This is a genomic window from Paenibacillus sp. D51F (assembly GCF_053345695.1).
Genome location: NZ_JBKFAO010000002.1, coordinates 266,559 through 287,175, shown reverse-complemented (window position 1 = coordinate 287,175; position 20,617 = coordinate 266,559). Strand labels below are relative to the sequence as shown.

Annotated in this window: 20 protein-coding genes and 2 tRNA genes; 17 read left to right on the top strand and 5 right to left on the bottom strand. The window is 55.9% G+C overall.

What is annotated here, in order from left to right; translation table 11 throughout:
• Window positions 1–151 precede the first annotated feature (151 nt).
• On the top strand, window positions 152–1,294 hold the full coding sequence (locus tag ACLBWT_RS04975) for a glycosyltransferase family 4 protein (protein WP_447661944.1): 1,143 nt from the start codon (window positions 152–154) through the stop codon (window positions 1,292–1,294).
• On the opposite strand, the gene ACLBWT_RS04970 is transcribed toward ACLBWT_RS04975, so the two are convergent.
• The gene (locus ACLBWT_RS04970; protein WP_447661942.1) at window positions 1,291–2,337 is read right to left on the bottom strand and encodes a YkvI family membrane protein; all 1,047 of its coding nucleotides are present in this window, start codon (window positions 2,335–2,337) and stop codon (window positions 1,291–1,293) included. The two genes, ACLBWT_RS04975 and ACLBWT_RS04970, sit on opposite strands and share 4 nt — an antisense overlap.
• Window positions 2,338–2,498: 161 nt before the next feature.
• Here ACLBWT_RS04970 and ACLBWT_RS04965 point away from each other — a divergent pair, with 161 nt between their 5' ends.
• The 15 genes from ACLBWT_RS04965 to ACLBWT_RS04895 all read left to right on the top strand — a co-directional run bounded on the left by ACLBWT_RS04965 (window position 2,499) and on the right by ACLBWT_RS04895 (window position 15,661).
• Window positions 2,499–3,071 (top strand): xanthine phosphoribosyltransferase, encoded by a 573-nt coding sequence (locus ACLBWT_RS04965; protein WP_447661941.1) that lies wholly within the window; start codon window positions 2,499–2,501, stop codon window positions 3,069–3,071.
• An 87-nt stretch (window positions 3,072–3,158) separates the two neighbouring features.
• Complete coding sequence (locus ACLBWT_RS04960) at window positions 3,159–3,488, top strand: hypothetical protein (protein WP_447661940.1); 330 nt, start codon at window positions 3,159–3,161, stop codon at window positions 3,486–3,488.
• Window positions 3,489–3,633: 145 nt separating this feature from the next.
• Window positions 3,634–3,837 (top strand): hypothetical protein, encoded by a 204-nt coding sequence (locus ACLBWT_RS04955; protein ID WP_094248380.1) that lies wholly within the window; start codon window positions 3,634–3,636, stop codon window positions 3,835–3,837.
• A 32-nt stretch (window positions 3,838–3,869) separates the two neighbouring features.
• The gene (locus ACLBWT_RS04950; RefSeq protein ID WP_447661939.1) at window positions 3,870–4,325 is read left to right on the top strand and encodes a hypothetical protein; all 456 of its coding nucleotides are present in this window, start codon (window positions 3,870–3,872) and stop codon (window positions 4,323–4,325) included.
• A 97-nt stretch (window positions 4,326–4,422) separates the two neighbouring features.
• A tRNA-Leu gene (locus ACLBWT_RS04945) sits at window positions 4,423–4,509 on the top strand.
• 342 nt (window positions 4,510–4,851) lie between these two features.
• Window positions 4,852–6,063: a chromate transporter gene (locus ACLBWT_RS04940; RefSeq protein ID WP_447661938.1), complete on the top strand. Its 1,212-nt coding sequence runs from the start codon at window positions 4,852–4,854 to the stop codon at window positions 6,061–6,063.
• A gap of 237 nt (window positions 6,064–6,300) precedes the next feature.
• A complete protein-coding gene (locus tag ACLBWT_RS04935; protein WP_447661937.1) occupies window positions 6,301–7,860 on the top strand; it encodes a response regulator transcription factor in 1,560 nt (519 codons plus the stop codon).
• 24 nt (window positions 7,861–7,884) lie between these two features.
• On the top strand, window positions 7,885–9,648 hold the full coding sequence (locus ACLBWT_RS04930; protein WP_447662249.1) for a cache domain-containing sensor histidine kinase: 1,764 nt from the start codon (window positions 7,885–7,887) through the stop codon (window positions 9,646–9,648).
• 171 nt (window positions 9,649–9,819) lie between these two features.
• Window positions 9,820–11,139: an ABC transporter substrate-binding protein gene (locus ACLBWT_RS04925; RefSeq protein ID WP_447661936.1), complete on the top strand. Its 1,320-nt coding sequence runs from the start codon at window positions 9,820–9,822 to the stop codon at window positions 11,137–11,139.
• Between the two features lie 110 nt (window positions 11,140–11,249).
• Window positions 11,250–12,143, top strand: coding sequence for a carbohydrate ABC transporter permease (locus ACLBWT_RS04920; protein ID WP_447661935.1), 894 nt, complete (start codon window positions 11,250–11,252; stop codon window positions 12,141–12,143).
• Entirely contained in the window at window positions 12,136–12,960 is an 825-nt protein-coding gene (locus tag ACLBWT_RS04915; RefSeq protein WP_447661934.1) for a carbohydrate ABC transporter permease, read from the top strand. The genes ACLBWT_RS04920 and ACLBWT_RS04915 overlap by 8 nt, the downstream gene beginning before the upstream one ends.
• A 365-nt stretch (window positions 12,961–13,325) precedes the next feature.
• Window positions 13,326–13,805: a DUF6530 family protein gene (locus tag ACLBWT_RS04910; RefSeq protein WP_447661933.1), complete on the top strand. Its 480-nt coding sequence runs from the start codon at window positions 13,326–13,328 to the stop codon at window positions 13,803–13,805.
• A gap of 26 nt (window positions 13,806–13,831) precedes the next feature.
• On the top strand, window positions 13,832–14,218 hold the full coding sequence (locus tag ACLBWT_RS04905; protein ID WP_447661932.1) for a GIY-YIG nuclease family protein: 387 nt from the start codon (window positions 13,832–13,834) through the stop codon (window positions 14,216–14,218).
• A 153-nt stretch (window positions 14,219–14,371) separates the two neighbouring features.
• Window positions 14,372–14,455 (top strand) — tRNA-Leu (locus ACLBWT_RS04900).
• Between the two features lie 417 nt (window positions 14,456–14,872).
• Window positions 14,873–15,661: a divergent polysaccharide deacetylase family protein gene (locus ACLBWT_RS04895; RefSeq protein WP_447661931.1), complete on the top strand. Its 789-nt coding sequence runs from the start codon at window positions 14,873–14,875 to the stop codon at window positions 15,659–15,661.
• On the opposite strand, the gene ACLBWT_RS04890 is transcribed toward ACLBWT_RS04895, so the two are convergent.
• A complete protein-coding gene (locus tag ACLBWT_RS04890) occupies window positions 15,626–16,342 on the bottom strand; it encodes an N-acetylmuramoyl-L-alanine amidase (RefSeq protein ID WP_447661930.1) in 717 nt (238 codons plus the stop codon). The genes ACLBWT_RS04895 and ACLBWT_RS04890 overlap by 36 nt on opposite strands.
• A 124-nt stretch (window positions 16,343–16,466) precedes the next feature.
• Between ACLBWT_RS04890 and ACLBWT_RS04885 the strand changes: the two genes are divergently transcribed.
• Window positions 16,467–16,658, top strand: coding sequence for a YqzE family protein (locus ACLBWT_RS04885; protein ID WP_447661929.1), 192 nt, complete (start codon window positions 16,467–16,469; stop codon window positions 16,656–16,658).
• 54 nt (window positions 16,659–16,712) lie between these two features.
• Here the strand turns inward: ACLBWT_RS04885 and ACLBWT_RS04880 are convergent, their stop codons facing one another.
• The 3 genes from ACLBWT_RS04880 to ACLBWT_RS04870 form a co-directional block, all read right to left on the bottom strand.
• On the bottom strand, window positions 16,713–17,636 hold the full coding sequence (locus ACLBWT_RS04880; RefSeq protein WP_447661928.1) for a hypothetical protein: 924 nt from the start codon (window positions 17,634–17,636) through the stop codon (window positions 16,713–16,715).
• Between the two features lie 161 nt (window positions 17,637–17,797).
• Window positions 17,798–18,748, bottom strand: a complete 951-nt coding sequence (locus ACLBWT_RS04875; RefSeq protein WP_447661927.1) for a YqhG family protein — start codon at window positions 18,746–18,748, stop codon at window positions 17,798–17,800.
• The gene (locus ACLBWT_RS04870) at window positions 18,745–20,511 is read right to left on the bottom strand and encodes a DEAD/DEAH box helicase (RefSeq protein WP_447662248.1); all 1,767 of its coding nucleotides are present in this window, start codon (window positions 20,509–20,511) and stop codon (window positions 18,745–18,747) included. The genes ACLBWT_RS04875 and ACLBWT_RS04870 overlap by 4 nt, the downstream gene beginning before the upstream one ends.
• Window positions 20,512–20,617: the final 106 nt, after the last annotated feature.

Below are 20,617 nucleotides of genomic sequence, written 5' to 3'. Positions count from 1 at the left end.
CGGATCTCGATCTTCATTATCTTGCTGCCTTGAATCTATCGATGGACCATTCATGCTACAATGGCGGTATCGGCTTGACGGGAGGAAGATATGAGAGGGAACGTCCGTTCTAGTATAACATGATCATGTCTGTTCGGAGGAGATGCGGACGATGGAAATTTTGCAGGCCTTGTTTTTTCCGCCGGAACAGCCCGGCGGCGTTTCTTCCATGGTTCCGTACATGCAGGAGAGGTTCAACAAAGTCGGCTGGCCGACAGAGCTGTTCTCCCTGCCCAAAAGAATCCGGGGCAAAGGAAAAGAGGACTTTCCGTTCCTCCATCTGGATGCGGGCGAATACGAGGACAATCCGATTACGGCCAAATATTTGCAGACTCTTCGGGATTACTTGTGGTGGACGAAGCTGCGCATCAAGCGCTCCTATGATCTGATCCACGCGCATCATCCCGTAGCGGCGCTTGTCATGAAGCAGGTCTTTCCGGATACGCCGCTGGTCGTCACGATCCATTCCAGCTACGAGAGGGAGCTGATCCTGAACGGCAAAATCCGGGAGGGCGGTCCCGAACACCGGTTCCTGACATCCATCTACAAGGAAATCGAGGATACCGCGGACCGGATCCTGACGGTATCTGATTCATTCCGCGCCTATCTGGCGCCCTATGTGGAACGCCCCGAAGAGATCGGAATCATCGCCAACGGCTTCGACGAGCGCAGATTCAAGCCGATCAGCCACGAAAATGCGGTTCCCCAGCTCATTACGGTATGCCGGCTCGTCCCGGCCAAGGGCATCGACATCCTGCTTCATGCCTGCGCGGAGCTGAAGGCCAAAGGGCATCCGTTCGTGCTGCACATCATCGGCGACGGCCCGATCCGCGAGGAGCTCGAGGCGCTGGCCCAGAGCCTGGACTTATATGACGACATCATCTTTTACGGCTACATGCTCCATCCGGAGGAGTTCATGCCCTTCTTCGACGTTTTTGTCCTTCCGTCCAGAGCGGAGGCGTTCGGCAGCGTGTTCGCCGAAGCGGCCTTATGCTGGCTTGCGCTTGTCGGGACGGATGTCGGCGGCATCGGCGAGCAGATCGACGACGGCGTGAACGGACTGCTCGTTCCCCCGGACGATCCGGCCGCGCTCGCGGCTGCGCTTGAGAGCCTCGTGACGGATTCGACGTTCCGCTATCAGCTGGCGCGAGCGGCATGGGACAAAGCGAAGAAAGCCTATTCTCTCACGAGAGTGATTTCCCAATTGAAGCAGGTCTATCTGGAGACGGCGCCTGAAGCGGGCGGGAACGGCTAGTTCCCCCCCCTCCCGGTTTTTTTGCGTATCATCAGCAGCAGCCATCCGAGGCTTACGAAGCCGAACAACGGGTAGAGCGTCGAGACGAGCGGGCCGAAGCCGATCTGGCTTAGCAGATAGCAGAAGATAAGGATGAGGATGATGATCAAATTCCGGGGAATGGGGAGACGGTCCTGCAGCTGGAGCGCAAGGCCGTATACGTCCGCGATCAGCGTCGTGAAAATCTCGGAGAAGATCAGGAAAATGTAGATGAGCTGCACGCCGCTGCCGAGCTGCCGCGCGATGCCGCCCATCGGAATCGCATATTGCTGGACGCCCGGCATATGAGAGCTGAGGGCGATATGGCCCGCCAGCAGCATGAAGCCGATGCCGAAGCCTCCGAACCAGGAGCCGAGCTTGATTGCCTTGCGGTCGGCGATCTCGGCTCCGAGAGGCACGAGCACGGCCTGGGCCATGGCGAGGTTGAAAGCCGTATACAGGAATGGGGAAGCCCATATCCGAAGCGGCGATGCGTCGGTCTGCAAAGTGATCCAGCGGCCTGAGCCGGGAGAATGGAAAGTGTCGAACAGGACGAACACGGTGAACAGCAGCATGACGGGCACGACGATGCTGTTGACGGTAAGGATCGCCTTCATTCCTCTGCTCAGCATCGCATAACAGGCGACGAGAGTGACAACGAGGCCGGTCTGATACGAGATGTTCCAGTTCTCATAAAAGATCGTTCCCGCTCCGGCGAGCATGATCGCATTGACGCCGAGCAGCACGACAAGCATGAAATGGCTGACCAGCTGCCCGATCGAGCGGCCGAACAGCGCCTTGTTCAGATCCTCGTAGGATTTGGCGCCGATTTCCCCGGCCAGAATCATCATTTTGGCTCCGAGCCAGATGAAAAAAACCGTCGCGACAGCAATGGTGAAGGAAGCCCAGTAGCCGTACCGGGTGAAAAACTGCAAGATTTCCTGTCCGGTCGCGAAGCCGGCTCCGACGATGGTGCCCATATACGTAAACCCGATCTGCAGCACTCGCCCTGTGCGTCCCGGCATCCGCGTCGCCTCCGCTTCTGAATCAATCCTTACCATCCTATGACAGGGACGGGACGGGCATGACAAGTCTTTGGCAGGCGGCGAGCCGGTCCTGGGTTGCGCGAACGCTCCAGCTATGATAATTTAACGGAAAGAATGACGCCGGAAGGGACTAATGCGCCATGGAACAATTGAAGCAACGCATCTTGCAGGAAGCCTCTGTCATGTCGAGCGACGTGGTCAAGCTCGATGCGATTCTGAATCATCAGGTCGATCCTGTCCTCACGATGGAGATGGGGCGGGAATTCGCGCGCATCTTCGCCGAGGAGCAGGTGACCAAAGTCATTACGGTGGAATCGTCCGGCATTCCTGTCGCATTTGCCACCGCCCTCGAGCTCGGGGTGCCGCTGCTGTTCGCCCGCCGCAAGAAGACGCTGATCGCCGATCCGGATCATTATTCGGAACGGGTGCCTTCGTTCACCAAGGGGATCGTCACGGATCTGATGGTTTCCAAGTCCATGCTCTCTGCGGACGACCGGCTGCTGTTCATCGACGACATCATCGCCAACGGAGATGCGGCGCGCGGCCTGGTCCGGATCATCGAGCGGTCCGGCGCTTCGCTGGCCGGTCTCGGCGTCGTCGTGGAGAAAGCATTCCAAGCCGGCGCAAGCACGATTCGGGAGAGCGGAATCCGCGTGGAATCGCTGGTCAAGATCGCCTCGCTCGAGAACGGGAACATCGTGTTCGCGGATTGAGCACAACAGCAGCGGGAAATCAACTCTTTTCCCCGATAGGCGTATCCCCTATAATAGGAACAAGATCTTCAAGGGAGGCATAAGGATATGGAAAACGCGAGTTCCGAGTTTTTTGAATCCAAGCTGTCCGATGCCAAAGTCCATTTCGAGCGCGCGCTCGATTGCAAGCATACGGAGTTTGACGATCTCTATCCTTACATGATCGAGCATCCGCAGTTTTTCTGGTATAAGCGCTACGTCGCCTGGTCGGAGCTGCTGACGGTCGTGAAGCTCAGCGAGGAGCTGGGGATGGAGTGGAAGGGCCAGTTCACCGAACGCCAGGCCGACTACATCGGCAAGCGCGTGATGTCTTCCAGGGTTCTGGACGAATGGTTCGAGACCAACGACACCAAGGAGCATGTCGGCAACGCCGAATGAAGCCTGACGGCAACGCCGAATGAAGCATAGAGAGGCCCGGGAGACATGCGGTCAGCCAGTCTTCCGGGGCTTTTTTGCGTCTTAAGGACACGATATGCAAGCTGGAATTGTTTCAACCTAGAGAATGGAGGGTAATTTTATGAACATCGCAAGCGAAGACCTGCTGAACCAATATCGGCTCTCAGGAGAGAAGGTCAGGGTGATCCGGGATGAGATGGAGCAGAACGATGTGCTCGGAATCGTGGTAGCCTGGGATGACGATTCGGTCATGATCCGAAGGCCCAACAAGCGTGTCGTCAAGCTAAGCCGGAGCTACCGGTACGAGCCTGCAGCGGCTCCGCGTTCCTGATCGTCCTCAACAAACGAAGGAGGCGGCGCAACATGTTATGCCCTAACGACCATATGGTCATGAATCATTCGGAGACGGACGGAATCTCGATTCACAAATGCCCGGTATGCGGAAGCGTGCGGCTGACCGGACATGAAGAGGACAAGCTGGCATTCGGAGGAGTGGAGCTGTATCCTTACACTCCCGGTCCTGCGGCTGAGCCTGCGCAGGAGGCCCCGTTCGGCTCGGCGGTCAAGGAAAGCTCCGATCGATCCGGCATTGAAGGAAACGATGCGATTGTTTACGGAGCCCCGGAGCAGTTCGGCAACGGGGCTTCCGATTCCGGCCGATACGGCTATGTGCCGGAGGAGGTTCGGGCAGCGAATACAGATCTGCATATCCAGGCTTATGGAACGCCTCCCGAAGATTTCGGGAGGGTACATGAGAATGCGGGTGGACAAGAGGCAGGAGGCAGCTACGCCTATCAGCCTAGCCCATCCAAAATCTGAATTGCGGAACTTCTTGAACTACATTGACTTGGCTATGACAGCCATGATAATATAATCAACGTTGCAGCGTTTCATCAGCTGTCGAAGCGTTTTACTTGCGGTCATGGCGGAATTGGCAGACGCGCTAGATTCAGGTTCTAGTGTCAGCAATGACGTGGAGGTTCAAGTCCTCTTGACCGCACCACTTTATCAGCAACAGGTTTCTGATCTGCCCGCCAAGGCAGATTGGAGACCTTTTTTCATTTCAAGCTATTGCTCCTCTCTTGGGCAGATGAATGCCGCTTTCATCTTTGTCATTCCGTACGATTTGTCCGCTCCCTGAAGAGACAGCAGGAGTTTACCGCGAATCTGAAGCTCACCGACAAAACAAGAAAGCTGCTTCCATTGTGGCAAAGGAAAAGATAGAATTGGTACGTAAGCCGCGAACCTTATTGGCGTTGGGCTTAGCAACCAAGTCCTTTCTGAAGCGCGCAGCAAGGTTTGTGAGCGGACCAACCGGCAGAACGTCAAGGGGGAAATACAGAAAGTGGAAAAGAATGATGACGCTGTTCAGAATGAGCCTAAAAACCATCCTCGGGCTCTCCTTGAAATATTAGCTGTATCAACAAAACTGGGGCTCACTTCATTCGGAGGGCCGGTTGCTCATCTTGGTTATTTTCATGACGAATACATACGCCGCCGCAAATGGATGGACGAACGGAGCTATGCGGATCTGGTCGCACTGTGTCAGTTTTTGCCCGGTCCTGCCAGTAGTCAGATTGGGATTGGAATCGGCGTTATCCGCGCCGGACTTCTCGGCGGACTGACTGCTTGGCTTGGCTTTACGCTGCCATCGGTCATTGTACTGGTACTGTTCGCCTTCCTTTTGAAGGGATTTGATATCGGCAGCTCTGGATGGATTCATGGTCTTAAAATCGTCGCTGTAGCCATTGTTGCACAAGCCATACTTGGAATGGGAAAAAAACTCGCTCCAGATCGAAACAGGGCGACTATCGCTATTATTGTTGCATCCGTCTCGCTCTTGTGGCAGGCTGCTTTTAGTCAGGTCCTGCTTATTGCTTTCGCAGGGATGATTGGAATGATGTTGTTACGAAAAACGGATGTTCCGGAAACAGCGGATCTTACCGTTTCCATCAGCCGCAGCTTTGCTGTCATGTGTTTGGCTGTTTTCTTTGGACTCCTGATTGCCCTGCCGGTTCTTAGACAAGCCTTTGCCGCGGACTGGCTGTCCTTGTTCGATAGCTTTTATAGAGCAGGCTCACTTGTATTTGGCGGAGGCCACGTCGTGCTTCCTTTACTGGAGAGGGAAGTTGTACCGCCGGGGTGGATCGGCGAGACGGATTTTTTAGCCGGATACGGAGCGGCACAAGCGGTGCCAGGACCGTTGTTCACCTTTGCTGGATATTTGGGTGCAATGATTAGCGGGGTCAAGGGGGCCCTGATTGCAACAGCCGCCATTTTTCTGCCTGCTTTTCTTTTGATCGTAGGCGCATTACCCTTTTGGAACTCGTTGCGTAAAAGTCCAAACGTACAAGGGGTGCTCATGGGGATGAACGCAGCGGTCGTCGGCATCTTGTTAGCAGCGCTTTACAACCCGTTGTGGACGACGGCTATTCTGGCTCCCTCTGACTTTGCTCTCGCAACGATTCTGTTTTTGATGCTCGTATTTTGGAAGTTGCCGCCTTGGGTTGCTGTCATTACGGGTGCGATTGGCGGAATGCTGATCGGACATGTTTGAACGATTTTTCCTGTGCTGTTAATAGATCAACGCGGGACGGATCCCGTTTTCTTTTGGGCCTCGAAATGCTACTATGAAATCAAGTTCATAACAGGCAGGAGCCGGATAAACCACATTGTCCCCCCTTTGCGATCGGCGCAAAGGAGGATGGTGGTTTTTTTCATTTAAGCAGGATAGCTCGGCATCCAAGGATGTCGGCATCTTCGAAATGACAGCGTTATCATTGGGGGGCTGACCATGTCGGAAAAAGTATGGTGCGACATTGTGCTGGTGGACGACGAGGTGCTGATCAGGCAAGGCATCAAGCATTATCTGAATTGGGAGCAGGAAGGGTTCCGTATAGCGGGCGAGGCTTCCAACGGCAAGGAAGCGCTGTCGCTCATCGACAAGCTCCGTCCCCATATCGTGCTGACGGACATCGTCATGCCTGTCATGGATGGGGAAGAGCTTACACGGCAAATCAAGAGCCGTTATCCGGATATCGAGGTCATTATCTTAAGCAGCTTCGGAGAATTCGATTACGTGAGAGCGACCTTCCAAAGCGGCGTCGCCGATTATATCTTGAAACCCAAACTGGAAGAGAACGAGCTGCTGCGCATCTTGAAAGAAACGGCTGCCCGGATTCCGGCGCTCGCAAGCGAAAAGCTTGCCTCCCCGGAGAAGCTCTCCAAGAGGGCGGCGGTTGAAAGGCTGCTTGACGGCTGCGGAGCGGATTGGGACCAAGCTTGGATGGAGGAAATGTTTCCTCATCGTCATTTCTGCCTGGTGGGAGCCGAGTTGAATACCCGTCCATTCTCGAATTCCGGCGGCACAGGAGAAATGCGGAAGAGCGTGGAGGAAATGCTGGCTGGCCTGCTGCCGGACACGGCCGCATGCGTGCTGGAGCCGAAGAGCGGATCTTTCCTTGCTCTGCTCAACTTGGAGACTCGCGACACTTCCGGCATTCTCGAAGCCGTGCGAGCCGTTGCCCGCTTGACGGAGGAACAGTTTCCGCATGCCGCATTCGCCTTGAGCCATGTCTACGGCAATATCGCCCTGACGGCGGATGTGTACAACAGCGAGCTATCCAAGCTTCTGAAAGGCCGATTCTATTTCCCGGACCGGAGGGTCATCGTAGAGGAGGAGCTGCCGGATGCCGGGCAGTCGCCGGGGCCGTTCCAGCTCAATCGGTTCGCGGACGAAATCCAGCATGGCCGTTATGAAGCTGCTTTTGAGGAGTTGAAGAACTATGTGGAAGCATGGGCCTTATGCTGCGAGACGGATGTGTTCGAATTCAAATCGTTCCTGACCGCGATCATGTTCAATATTACGGTGCTTCTGGTCAATGGGAAGCATGACGTCAAGGAGTTGGAACGGGTCAAATACGCTTACTTCAACGAGATCAACGAGTCCTTGTACGCCGCGGACGCAGTGGAATGCCTGAATGCTTTCGTCGAGGAGGCGAAGCTGTGCATCGGGCAGCAGGGGCAGCCCGGCGGCAGCAACATGAAGAGGCTGCTTGAATATGTCGAGAAGAATTATGCTGAGCCTCTCACGCTGAAGGAAATGGCCAAGCACTTCCACTTCAACCCCTCTTATCTGTCCAGCTACTTCGCCTCTCATAACAAGGAGGGCTTCACGGAGTATCTGAACAAGATCCGTACGGACAACGCCGCCGAGCTGCTGAGGCAGAGAGAGGCGACGATTTCCGAAGTCAGCGAGAGGGTCGGATACTCGGATCCCAATTATTTTTCCAGAGTGTTCAAGAAGGCGACGGGCTTCTCGCCAAGCGAGTATCGACGCCATTATGCGAAATAGAAAAGGATGGCTGGCATGAAGGCAATGAAGCGGAGAATGGAACGATTGAAGTTCCACGGCTTGTTCATGAAGATGTTTGTCGTTCTGCTGCTCAGCATCGTATCCGTATCGCTTCTTACCTCCTGGAGCACGATCCGGATATCCGAGCGCTTGTTCATCGATACGTTCAGCATCACGAACGCCAAGGTGATCAGCCAGATCAAGTCGGGGTTCGAATCGTTCAACGATTCCGTCTCCACATCGATCATCAACATCCAGCAAAGCGGGACGGTGCGGCAGTTCCTTACGGAAGGGACTACCGATTCGGCGACCTTGTTCAAGAGCTACTACAGCATGAGCAAGCAAGTCAAGCCAAGCAGCTCGAACCTCGATGCCTATGATGTCGATCTCCTCTTGCTCGGGAACAACGGCCGCACATATTCGACCAACCGCAACATCTGGTCCGTTACGGACGAGCAGCTCAAGGCAAGCCCGCTTACAAAGAGCGTCCAGTCGGCGCCGGACCGGCTCCAGTACCAGTTCCATTACGATCCGGATCACGGAGAGCAAAAGCCTTTTATTGTCGCGGCGAAGGCGCTGATGGACCGGACGACGAGAAAGGTATACGGGTCTTTGTACGTAGCGATTCCAGAGAGCCAGCTGAGAAGCTTCTACAGCAGCTACACGAGCAGAGGGAACTCGGTGGTGATCCTGAGCAAATCCGGCGTCATCCTCTCCAGCAACGATTCGGCTCTCATCGGTCAAGAGGCTCCTGATCTGCTTCGGCATGCCGTGGACATCCATCAGCAGGGACTTTCCTTCAAGGAAGCGGAATTCATGGGCAAAAAAGACTTGATCCTAGCGCAGGACCTCTCTTTCTACGACATGTACATCGTCAATCTCATCGACAAGCAGTGGGCGCTCGGACAACTGATCGATACCCGGTCGATCCTTCTGATCTGTGTGGCCATCGTGGCCGGAGCCCTCATCGTGGTGTTCTTCATCACCCGCAAAATGACGAAGTCGCTGACTCGGCTGGTCAAACAGATCTCCACCATTTCGAAGTACGAGTTCCATCATTACGTGAAGGTGTCGGGAAGTTATGAAACCCGGCAGTTGGCCCAAGCCTTCAACTTCATGCTCGACGAGCTGCATGAATATGTGGAGCAGCTCGTGCAGACCCAGCAGAAGCAGAGGCAGGCGGAGCTGGCCGCGCTGCAGCGCCAGATCAATCCCCATTTCCTCTACAATACTTTGGCCTCGATCAAATTCATGGTGAAGCAGGGGAGCCGTGAGAAGGCGGCGGAAACGATCAACGCCCTGATCTCTCTGCTCCAGAACGCCATAGGCAACGTCAGCGAGACGGTCACGGTCGACCAGGAGCTGGACAATCTCAAGCATTACGTATTCATCAACCAGGTGCGTTACGGCGAGCGCATCCGGGTTCAGTATTTCGTATCGGAGGACTGCAAGGAAGCGTCTCTGCCCAAGCTCATCATCCAGCCTTTCATCGAAAATGCCTTTTTCCATGCTTTCAATACGAAGCCTGAAGGTCATGTGTACGTTACGATTACCCGGGAAGGCGAGACGCTCGCATGCGAGGTCGCCGACAATGGAGACGGCATGGACATGAGCGAGCCGAGGCCCAAGAGCTCGAAGAGCCGGCGGCAGCTGTTCACGGGAATAGGGATGAGCAATGTGCACGACCGCTTGATCCTTCTCTATGGTGAACCTTGCGGAATCTCCATCCACAGCGTGAAGGGAGAAGGGACGCGCGTACGGATTCGGATTCCTTTTCAAAAGATCTGAAGATCGTGCTACTTTCCAAATACAGTGCGGAATGAAAGGGCTGTCATCTGCAGGGAAGCAATAAATGTACCGGTTGAGATAAAGATAATGCTAACCCCCTCATTTTCGCCGATGCTACGATGGCTTCACGGCGGAAATCGCTTACAAACTATGATTTTGGGGGTTCGAGAAATGAAAAAAGCAACCTTGCTTTTAGCCATGGCATTGCTCCTGATCCTAAGCGCTTGCAGCTCCAACAGCGGCACCGGCAACAGCTCCAGCGCCAATAAAGGCGGAAATGAGCAAAGCGGCGGCAGCTCTTCCAAAGAAATCACGATCTGGGCTTGGGACAAGAACTTCAACATCAAAGCTTTGGAGCTCGCGAAGGAAATGTATGCAAAGGATCACCCGGACACCAAAATCACCGTGATCGAAAATGCCCAGGCCGATATCGTCCAGAAGCTGAATACCGGCTTCGGTTCGGGATCGAACAAAGGGCTTCCGAATATCGTCCTGATCGAGGACTATCGCGCGCAAAGCTTCCTCCAGGCTTTCCCGGATATGTTCTTCGATCTCACCTCTTCAATTAAAGGCTCCGACTTCGCCCAATACAAAATCGGGCCGACGAGCGTCGACGGCAAAAATTACGGCCTTCCGTTCGACTCCGGCGTAACCGGCCTGTTCGTCAGGACGGATTATCTGGAGAAAGCCGGCTACAAAACTTCCGACCTGCAAAACATCACTTGGGACCAGTACATCGAGATCGGCAAAAAAGTAAAAGAAGCGACCGGTAAAAATATGCTCGCCCTGGATCCCAACGACCTGGGAATTGTCCGGACCATGATCCAGACGGCAGGCTCCTGGTACATGGACAAAGACGGCAAGAAGCCTTACCTGGAAGGAAACCCTGCCCTCAAGGAAGCCTTCCAGCTGTACAAAACGATGATCATGGACAACATGGTCAAGCCGGTGTCCGATTGGAGCCAATATCTGGCCGCATTCAACAGCGGCGATGTCGCTTCGGTGCCGACCGGCAACTGGATCAGCGCTTCCATCAAGTCGCAAGCGGATCAATCCGGCAAATGGGCGGTCGTGCCGATTCCAAGACTTTCCGGCCAATCGGGCGCCGTCAATGCATCCAACCTCGGAGGCAGCTCGTGGTATGTGCTCAACGTGCCCGGCAAAGAGGCGGCTGCCGACTTCATGGCCAAAACCTTCGGCTCCAGCACGGAGCTGTACCAGAAGCTGATCACCGACATCGGCGCCATCGGAACCTATGCGCCGGCCGCCTCCGGAGAAGCCTATTCCCAAGCGGATCCATTCTATAACAATCAGACCGTCATCGCCGATTTCGCCAATTGGACCAATCAAATCCCGCGTGTCAACTATGGCGCCAGCACTTATGCGATCGAAGATATCCTGATCGTGGAAATGCAGAACTTCTTGAGCGGGAAATCGATTGACGATGTTCTGAAGGACGCTCAGCAGCAGGCGGAAGCGCAAACCCAATAATCCTTCCGAAAACTTAGGCGTCCGAAGGCAGGCGGTGTGGAGACACCTGGCCAGCTTCCGGACGCTCTCCCCTTATTTTGGCGTCCTCAAAAGAAAGGAGCTGCTCCCGCATGAATGCGAGAACCCGGGCGAGATTGCAGCGGAAATCCCAAGCCATCGGCTGGATATTTGTTTCGATTGCTGTGCTGCTGATCTGCGTCTTCTATTTCTATCCCATGATTCAAGCGTTCCTATTGTCATTGAAATCGGGCAAAGGCACGAACCTGCACGCTGCCGGCTTTGCAAACTACGGGCGCTTGTTCGGAGACTCGACCTTTCTGGCAGCCGTGAAGAACACGTTCACGTACCTCATCATCCAGGTTCCGATCATGATCATCCTGGCTTTGTTCATTTCCGTGCTGCTCAACGACAGCGGGCTTAAGTTCAGAGGTTTTTTCCGCACGGCGATCTTCCTGCCCTGCGTCACTTCCCTGGTCGCTTATTCCGTCATCTTCAAGTACCTGTTCGGCCAAGACGGACTGGTCAACACGGCGCTGATGCAGCTCCATCTCGTCTCCCAGCCGATCGGGTGGCTGACGGACCCTTTCTGGGCCAAAGCGACGATCATCATCGCCATCACGTGGCGATGGACTGGTTATAACATGATTTTCTACCTCTCCGCGCTCCAGAACGTCGACAACTCGATCTATGAAGCAGCCCGCATCGAAGGAGCAGGTCCGGTCCGCCAGTTCTTCGGCATCACCGTGCCGCTGCTGAAGCCGATCATCCTGTTCACTTCGATCACTTCCACGATCGGGACGCTGCAGCTCTTCGACGAGGTCATGAATATTACCAGGGGCGGTCCGGGCAACGCGACCACGACCATTTCCCAGTACATCTACAACCTGTCCTTCAAGTACACGCCGGACTTCGGATATGCGGCTACGGTGTCTTATTCCGTCGTAGCCCTGATTGTCCTCTTCTCCATCATCCAGTTCAAAGCGGCAGGTGATCGAAATGGTTAAATCGAGAAGGGCTTTCACGTATGCTTTCCTCATCGCGGCCACCGTCGTCTCTGTGTTCCCGTTCTTGTGGATGATCGTCAGCGCGACGAATAAATCCGTCGACGTGACGCAAGGGAGGCTGCTGCCAGGCAGCCATCTGATCGTGAACATGCGGAATCTGTTCGATCAATACGATGTCGTGACCGCGCTGGCCAATTCCGCCAAAGTCTCGCTGACGACCACATTCCTGGCGCTTGTCATCGGCTCTCTGGCCGGATACGGGTTCGAGGTCTATCGCAGCAGAGCGAAAGATATCGTCTTCAATATTCTGCTGCTGTCCATGATGATTCCTTTTGCCGCGCTGATGGTTCCGCTGTACCGGATTTTCGCCGCCGTCTCCCGCAGCGTACCCTTCATCGGCATCAATACTGCCGCCGCCGTCGTGCTGCCGACGATGACAACCGCTTTCCTGATCTTCTTCTTCCGCCAGAGCACCAAGATGTTTCCGCGCGATCTGCTGGAAGCAGGAAGGGTCGACGGAGTGAGCGAGCTGGGGCTGTTCCTCCGCATCTTCGTCCCGACGATGAGAACCACCTACGCCGCCGCGGCGATCATCACGTTCATGTCCAGCTGGAACAACTATCTCTGGCCACTGATCGTGCTTCAATCGGAGGATACTCGGACCATTCCTCTGCTCATCTCCAATCTCGGCTCAAGTTATACTCCGGATTACGGAGTCATCATGATGGCCATCGTCATCGGCACCCTGCCGACCGCGCTCGTCTTCTTCCTGATGCAGAAGCATTTCGTGGCGGGCATGACGGGTTCCGTCAAATAACCGGAATCAGACGGCAACAGTAGAACATTTGCAATCGCATCGCTGTTCCCGATAGGCCTTCGAAGATTCTAAGGCGGATGGGGGAAAGAGACCGCAAGAAGGGGGAACTTGGTTCCCATTCTTGCGGTTTTTTCGTTTGTACGCTTGCAAGCGAGAGCGGTCTTGGCTGGCTGCAGAAGGTCGGGAAAAGAAAAGGCTCGGAGAACGGAGGCATCCGAAGTACGTACCGACATGGTCATCCCTTGACTGCGGATGCTCGTGACGATATGATGAAGTGAGAAGTAAATTAGTAATTCAGTAACTTAGTGATTTAGCAACTTAGTAATTCATCGTTTCGATCACATCTTTCTTTTGGAGGATTTAGAATGAAAATTCCAACTACGCTCAAGCATAAACCGGTCCTTACGGTTGAGAACTATGTCAATGTCGATGGACGCCAGGCCGGCCATTCGGATGCGAAAGGCTTGTCGCTTGGCCTTGCCCAATGGAATGACCGCGGAAAGGTCGACATTTCGGCAAAAGTATGGCGCTACACGGGAGAGAAATGGTCCCGGCAATCGGAGGAGCTCCCTCTGCACAGAGTGCTGGATCTGGCGATTCTTGTTGCGAGCGGCATGGCTCACTTCCGCGAAGCCTACCAGCATCCCAAGCTGTACGATCCGGCAAACCCTGTGATCGACCGGATCGGCCTCCAGGGAGATGCCATGACGGTAGCCGTATGTACGGATAATGACAAGCTCGACGAGGACATCCAGCTGTTCAGCCAGGCGCTGAGCGATGATGGAGAGCTGATCGGAGAGAGGCTGCGCACGCTTTCGCGCATTCTGGCGGAGATGGGCTATTGATTTGAATCTGAAGAGGAGGGATTGGGATGGCGCTGGACAAGCAAAGCAAGAAGGAGCTCGCCGCCTCCTACAAGCAATCGTTCCGCCCGATGGGCGTTTATCAGATCCGGAACAAGGAAAACGGAAAAGTGCTTGTATGCGGCAGCATGGATCTGCCTGGAGCGAAGAACCGGCTGGATTTTTTCAAGAGCACGGGGATGAATACGCTGCATGAATTGAAGAGCGATTGGAAGGCTTACGGAGCGGAGAGCTTTGTCTTCGAGGAGCTGGACCAGATCAAGCCGAGAGAAGAGTACGCCGGAGATCCCGAGGAGCTGAAGGCCTATCAGGCCGAAGTGGATGCGCTTCTGGAGCTGTGGATCGAAAAGCTGCAGCCTTACGGCGACAACGGATACAACAAGCCCAAGCGGTAAGGCAGCCTGCGTATTGCTGCGGAACGGAAAATTAAAGCAAGCTCCCGAAAGCTGCTGAGTCGGCAATCTAAATCAATTAAAATCAAACTAAAAAATAGACAAGAAAGGGTTGACATCACTTTCTTCTTCGTGTTATATTATTTCTTGTGATTCGCGGTCATGGCGGAATTGGCAGACGCGCTAGATTCAGGTTCTAGTGTCAGCAATGACGTGGAGGTTCAAGTCCTCTTGACCGCATTAATTAAAAATGCAAGAGCTCTTGAATTTGTCCTGGCGACGATTCAGGAGCTTTTTGTATTGTTGGGATTTGTAACGCGTTGCTCATGACTTGAGCTGACGAAATCTTTGAGCTGCAGTCAAGATGAGCAAGCTGTGGCGAAGATCATGGAAGCGAATATGCCTAATGCTTGGCAAATTGCACGAGTCTCCGAGTTTCGCAAACGTCCCAATTCGGCTGCTTTTTCGACTCCTTACGGGAAGCCTTGCGGCTCGTTTCGTTCAGAAAGCGCACATAAGATTCAGCGCCGATGCCCAGGCTGATTCCGAAAAAGGCATGGGGGCGGCTTCCAGGATGGAGCAGGCCATTTTTCTCCTTACATAAAACGCATCCCTTCTCTGCAAAATGAAGGAGAAACCTTCAGGGGGTGCAGATCAATGAGGAACGCAATCTGGAAAGCCGCGGCGGCCGGCATGCTTGTAATCGGGCTCTTGCCGCAGCAGCATGTGTCGGCGAATTCACCGCATCGGGTTGCCGTCGTCATTGACGACTTCGGCAACAACATGAAGGGCACCGAGGAGATGTTCAAGCTGCCGGTACCGATTACGGCCGCGATCATGCCCTTCATGCCTTCCACGCATGCCGACGCCGAGAAGGCGCATCGCCTCGGCCTGGATGTCATTGTCCATATGCCGATGGAACCGAACAAGGGCAAGCCGGAGTGGCTGGGGCCGGGAGCGCTGTTCAGCAGCATGACCGATGATCAGGTTCGCCTCGCGGTGCAGAAGGCGATCGACGATGTGCCTCATGCGGCCGGCATGAACAACCATATGGGCAGCAAGATTACGGCTGATGAACGCATCATGCGGATCGTCCTGCAGGTATGCAAGGAGCGGGAGCTGTTTTTCCTGGACAGCCGGACGACATTCAAGACGGTCGTTCCGAAAGTCGCGGCTGAGATCGGGGTACCCGTCCTGCGCAATGACGTCTTCCTGGACGATGTATACGAAGCCGGCCATATCGCCAGACAAGTCGACAAATTGAAAAAGCTGTCCGCCGGCCAGGCGGACAGCATCACGATCGGGCATGTCGGCACTCCGGGCCTCATGACCTCGGGAGCGTTGTCCCGGGCAGCTGCCGGAATGTCGGGCACGACCCGGTTCGTCCGGCTGTCCGAGCTTGTTCCGGCCTCAGCGGAAGAGCAGCTTATATTGCCGAAGCCCTGACGCGACGGCTTCGGCTACCTGCTCCTGGCCTTTCTGCGAAGTCAGCATGGACCTGTCCCCATCATTGCTGATGAATCCCATTTCCACGATGACGGCAGGCTGTTTGACCGTGTTGAGCAAATAGAATGGGCTGCCCGCGCGGGGCAGCTCATTCGTTTTTTGCTGCCGGTTCAAGGAGTCCTGAATGCATAACGCCAGCAGCACGCTTTCGCCGCGCTCTTGATGAAGGACGACCGGTCCGCGCGCAGCGGCTCTGCGGGACCAGTTCACATGCAGGCTGACGAGCAGGCCGGTGTGGATTTCCTCCGTCAGCTGCCGCCGCTGGGACAAATCCCGCTGATGACGGGACCGGCTCGGATGCCAGCGGTTCTCCTCGCTGAGCGCGTAGTCGGAGCTGCGGTTCAAGACGGCACTGATCCCTTTTTGCTGCAGGCTCGCCAGCAGTTTTTTGCCGACAGCGAGATTGATGTTCTTCTCCAGCACATCCTCGTGGGAAGTTCCGCCGTCGATGCCGCCGTGGCCGGCGTCGATGAGAACTTCGGCATAGGGGAGAGCTCCTTTGTACCTGGGGCCGGCAGGATCGGAATCCGACGAGTCGTGAAGGGTCCCGGCTGCCGCTGTGCCCGGTTGGAGAACCAGAGCTGCCGCAAGCGCCGCGGCTGCGAACCATCGCAAATCCATTTGCAATCCTCCATAATGCAAAGTTGTCCGAACCTTTATACTTTGCCGCAATCAGGCAGGACTATTCCCGTTTGCGCCAAGAAGTTATCGGACATACTAAGCGCATAAAGAGGAGGCGACAACGATGGACCCCGAAGATTGGATCAAATACATGACCGAGAAGCTGGTTGTCTATGTGGAAACGCCCCGGGAAGTGCGCAAGCAGAAGCGCAGCGATCATAAGCAGGCCAAGGAGCCTTGGCTGACGCGCTGGTTCGGCGTCCCTGGCATGAGCATGCTGATCTGGTTCAGACTGCTCCGCCGCAAGGAGGGATGATCGCCGCTCCGGCAGACGAAGAGTTTTCGCTCGGCGGCTTCCGGCATTTTCTGCTCAGACGCGGTAGAACTGGCCTGCCAGCAGGGCTTGGTCAAGGGTGATGTAACGTTTGGCAGCCGATTCCGTGTTGACGAAGGAAGCATAGGCTTGGCCCGTCGTCCAGCGGTGAAGGCCGGCTGCCTGCCACACCTGAAGCACTTTGCCGGCATACAGCTCGGATGCGTAATCCAGCGGACGACCTGATTTGAGAATAGAAGCGAGAGAGCCGGAGGTCGGGCTGCCGATCGGCTTGGACACAAGCCAGCTGAGCCGCTGCATCGGATCGGATGAGCGCAGCGTCCGGGCATACGCTACCGCCGTTTTGGACGGCGGGGCCGCAGACGAGAAAGACAACGCCAACGTTGTCTTTTTTTCGTTTTCAGAAGCGCTGACATCGGATGAGGACGAGGTTTTCAAATGCTTGGCCCAGTCTCCGTCGGAAATGGGGAGGATTTCTCCTGTCCAAGCGTCGGCGTAGACGACTTCCCGGTCTTGGCTTACGATCCGCCATACCGCCGCGGCAGGCGAGGCGTAGAGCTTTGATCGTTGTGCAGCCGCCACATTCTGCTCCTTGAGCTTCTTTTGGAGCAGGGCGGATGAATAGAGCGGGTAGGAGCCCGCCCCATATTCTCCAAGCGAATATCCATCCGGCTGCCTGGCGTTGATAATCATATATCCGGCTGTCCGTCCGGCTTTATCCAGCGTCACAAGCCATGAATGGGTGCCTGGACCGAGAGGCTCGATGACGGCGCGGGCGCCCTTCCAGCCGGAAAATTCCGGTTGGGCGGAAAGCGCCAGCCGCCAGGCTTCGGCTTGTTCCGCCAATCCGGGAGCGGAAGCGGCTGGAGACGCGGCATGGGCCGCAGCATTCGCCAGGAACAGGACGCAAAGCAAAACCGCGATTGCGGCTGACGCGGTGATGGCGTATCTTCTTCTCATTTTTACAAATCCCCCTGTCGTATCGCTATAGGGTGGCAGCATGCGTGATTACGAAGCTTGTCTAGTTGATTGTAGAGCGGCCGGCGCGAGAAGAATGCTGCATTCTGTCGCGCAAACGACCGCTATTATTGGCGAGATCGGGCTGACACGGAAGATTGCTGTCACTCGATGCCTTCCAGATGGAAAATGCCGCAGTTGATCGAGGATGCGGTTACCCGCGGCTCGAACTGCCAGCGGATTTCTTCTTTCCGGGTCGCATATTGCTCCTCGGCAGCGGCTCGCTGCTCCTCCTCCGCGGATTCCAGCAGGCGATCGTAATAGTGGGCGACGATCTCAAGCTCTTCCTCCAGACGGCGCGAGGCGGCTTCGGCCCAGGAGAAATCCGCTCCCCTGAGCTTACGCTCGAGAGAGGTTTCGATCAGGCTCATCGCTTTGCCCAGCGTGATGCCGTTTTTGGCCGTATGCACGTTGGCGGGCAGCCTGGGCGTCATCCTGAGGTCCACCAGCCGTTCGTGGAAACGCTCCACGACGGTTCCGGTCGCGAGAGAAACGCCGAAGGAATGGATTTCCTCGCGCTTCATGTCGCAGGCGAATTCCACACGCAGATTGACACCGAGCCAAGCTGTATACGCGACTGATTCCGTCGGGTGGAGCGAGCGGCGCTCCGGCTCCTGGAACAAATAGACGAAGCTGCCTCCCGTGCGCGCGGCCTCGAACAGCTGATCAAGCTTGCGCGCGCCGAAATACATGTCCTCGCGCGGCGTGCGGACGCCGGAGACGGAGCTGTGGAGAAAGCCGATGGAGCGGCCGAGCGCGCTTTGGGCGGCCTGCTCCATCGGATTCGGACCGGCCTGCGTCCGGGCTTCCTGCTCCTCTCGTTCCTTAGCCAGCTCCTCGTACCGGGAGCGGTCGGTCACGAACAGATAAGTCATCGTCTCCGGCTCCACGCCGGCGCGGTCGACATAGTTCCAGTAATAAGGACGGTTCGTCAGCTCCCGGTCCGCCTGCGGCGACAGCTTCACCGTCAGATGGGAAGGGGATTTCTCGACGATCCGGCATCCCGTCGCCTCCGCGTACTTCTGGATATAGCGATGCACTTGCTTTCCGTTCATGGCGAATCCACCTCCACAACATGTCCGACCCCGTCCAGCAGACGGTTGATCGCATGCTTGCGCGCGGCCGCTGTGCCGGCCGGCTCCTCGGATACATCGGGCTCGCCGGATTCCGCAGCCCGGCTTCTTCTCATGCTGCTGATCGAACGGCCCAGATTCTCGATGCTCTCGGACAAGACGTCGGGATCGCTTGCCTCCAGCATGAGGCGCGCAAGCCTCTCCTCGATGCTTTCCTCCTTCTCGAACTTCTCGAGAATATGGTCCAGCTCGCCGATGACGGATTCGAACATATCGATCTTCTCATGCAGCAGATTGACGATATGCTCTTCGATCGTGCCGATCGTGCACAGGTTGTAGATCTGGACATCCTCGGTCTGGCCGAGCCGGTGCACGCGGCCGATCCGCTGCTCCACCCTCATCGGGTTCCAAGGCAGGTCGAAATTGATGATGCGGCTGCAGAACTGGAGATTGATGCCTTCTCCGCCTGCTTCCGTGGCGATCATCACCTGCGCGCGGCCGCGGAACAGATCCATCATCCAGTCCTTCTTGCCGCGGCCCATCCCTCCCCGGTAAGGGACGGCGGTAATGTCGCTGCCGCGGAAAAACTGGAGCAGATATTCCTGCGTCGCGCGGTATTCCGTGAAAATGATCGCTTTGCCATCGCTTTCCCGCACGAGCTCCATCGCCTTCTCCGCCTTCGTGTTGGACTTGATCTGCTTGATGACCTCGATTAGCTCCCAGATCTTGCCGCGGATGGGGGAGTCCTCAGCCGTCTTCTTGAACAGGTTCACGAGGGTGAGGAACACCGAGTCGCGGCTCGAGCATACCTCGCGCTGCAGCGTGACCATCGACAGCATGCTCGTCAGGTTGCCGCCGCTTTCCTCATAGCGCTCTTTGACGAAGGAAGTGACCGCGTGATAGAGGTCCATCTCTTCCTTGGACAAGTGCAAAGGGATGTTGCGGACGATCCGCTTCGTGAACTTCACATCTCCTTCGCCGCGCCGGTTGCGGATCATGACGCCGGACAGCGCCTCCTGCAGCTGATCCTCGTTCTTGGGCATCCGCTTGCCGACGACAAAATTGGATGAAAACTCGCCGTGTCCGCCGAGCTGGCCGGGCTTCAGCAGCGTGATGAGATTGTAGAGCTCCTCGAGGTCGTTCTGGACCGGTGTGGCGGTCAGCAGCAGGCAGTACTTTTTGCGGAGCTGCGTAATGAATTGGTAGTTCGTCGTTTTCTTGTTCTTGAGCTTATGGGCTTCGTCGATAATGAGAATGTCATAGTCGGTGGAGAGCAGCAGATCCTTGTGCGGCTCCCGCTTGGCCGTATCGATGGAAGCGACGACGACATCGTAGTTCCAGGTGTGGGCCCGCTTCTGGGCGACGGCTGCGATGCCGAACTTGCTGTTGAGCTCCCGGACCCATTGCAGGACAAGCGATGCGGGCACAAGAATCAGCGCGCGCTTCACGAGACCGCGCACCATGTATTCCTTCAGCACCAGCCCGGCTTCGATCGTCTTGCCGAGTCCGACCTCATCCGCCAGAATGGCGCGTCCGCCCATATCATGCAGCACTTTGACCGCTGTATCGATCTGATGCTTCATCGGCTCCAGGCCGTTCAGGAAGCGCAGCGACTGCAGCTCCTCGAAGCTCTCGATGCGCCGGGACTGCTCGGCCTCCATGGCGAGCTGATAGAGAGTCCAGTCGTCCCACGGGCCATTGCGGTCGAGCCGGGCCTGCAGATCGTCGAACCAGCTCCGGTCCATGCGGAAATCGACGAGCGGATGCAGCTTGGCGGATCCGTTCTCTCTTGTTGTGCGCGACAAGTTATCGGCTCCTCTCGGCTTTGGAATGTTCCCAGTATGCCCCAAG

What these genes read in the sequence shown, in the direction of transcription:
- ACLBWT_RS04870 (WP_447662248.1), bottom strand. Translation starts at nt 20,511, where the DNA reads ATGGACCGGAGCTGGTTCGACGATCTGCAGGCCCGGCTCGACCGCAAT.
- ACLBWT_RS04970 (WP_447661942.1), bottom strand. Translation starts at nt 2,337, where the DNA reads ATGCCGGGACGCACAGGGCGAGTGCTGCAGATCGGGTTTACGTATATG.
- ACLBWT_RS04910 (WP_447661933.1), top strand. Translation starts at nt 13,326, where the DNA reads ATGAAAATTCCAACTACGCTCAAGCATAAACCGGTCCTTACGGTTGAG.
- ACLBWT_RS04875 (WP_447661927.1), bottom strand. Translation starts at nt 18,748, where the DNA reads ATGAACGGAAAGCAAGTGCATCGCTATATCCAGAAGTACGCGGAGGCG.
- ACLBWT_RS04925 (WP_447661936.1), top strand. Translation starts at nt 9,820, where the DNA reads ATGAAAAAAGCAACCTTGCTTTTAGCCATGGCATTGCTCCTGATCCTA.
- ACLBWT_RS04895 (WP_447661931.1), top strand. Translation starts at nt 14,873, where the DNA reads ATGAGGAACGCAATCTGGAAAGCCGCGGCGGCCGGCATGCTTGTAATC.
- ACLBWT_RS04890 (WP_447661930.1), bottom strand. Translation starts at nt 16,342, where the DNA reads ATGGATTTGCGATGGTTCGCAGCCGCGGCGCTTGCGGCAGCTCTGGTT.
- ACLBWT_RS04915 (WP_447661934.1), top strand. Translation starts at nt 12,136, where the DNA reads ATGGTTAAATCGAGAAGGGCTTTCACGTATGCTTTCCTCATCGCGGCC.
- ACLBWT_RS04920 (WP_447661935.1), top strand. Translation starts at nt 11,250, where the DNA reads ATGAATGCGAGAACCCGGGCGAGATTGCAGCGGAAATCCCAAGCCATC.
- ACLBWT_RS04880 (WP_447661928.1), bottom strand. Translation starts at nt 17,636, where the DNA reads ATGAGAAGAAGATACGCCATCACCGCGTCAGCCGCAATCGCGGTTTTG.
- ACLBWT_RS04930 (WP_447662249.1), top strand. Translation starts at nt 7,885, where the DNA reads ATGAAGCGGAGAATGGAACGATTGAAGTTCCACGGCTTGTTCATGAAG.
- ACLBWT_RS04935 (WP_447661937.1), top strand. Translation starts at nt 6,301, where the DNA reads ATGTCGGAAAAAGTATGGTGCGACATTGTGCTGGTGGACGACGAGGTG.
- ACLBWT_RS04960 (WP_447661940.1), top strand. Translation starts at nt 3,159, where the DNA reads ATGGAAAACGCGAGTTCCGAGTTTTTTGAATCCAAGCTGTCCGATGCC.
- ACLBWT_RS04975 (WP_447661944.1), top strand. Translation starts at nt 152, where the DNA reads ATGGAAATTTTGCAGGCCTTGTTTTTTCCGCCGGAACAGCCCGGCGGC.
- ACLBWT_RS04885 (WP_447661929.1), top strand. Translation starts at nt 16,467, where the DNA reads ATGGACCCCGAAGATTGGATCAAATACATGACCGAGAAGCTGGTTGTC.
- ACLBWT_RS04950 (WP_447661939.1), top strand. Translation starts at nt 3,870, where the DNA reads ATGTTATGCCCTAACGACCATATGGTCATGAATCATTCGGAGACGGAC.
- ACLBWT_RS04965 (WP_447661941.1), top strand. Translation starts at nt 2,499, where the DNA reads ATGGAACAATTGAAGCAACGCATCTTGCAGGAAGCCTCTGTCATGTCG.
- ACLBWT_RS04905 (WP_447661932.1), top strand. Translation starts at nt 13,832, where the DNA reads ATGGCGCTGGACAAGCAAAGCAAGAAGGAGCTCGCCGCCTCCTACAAG.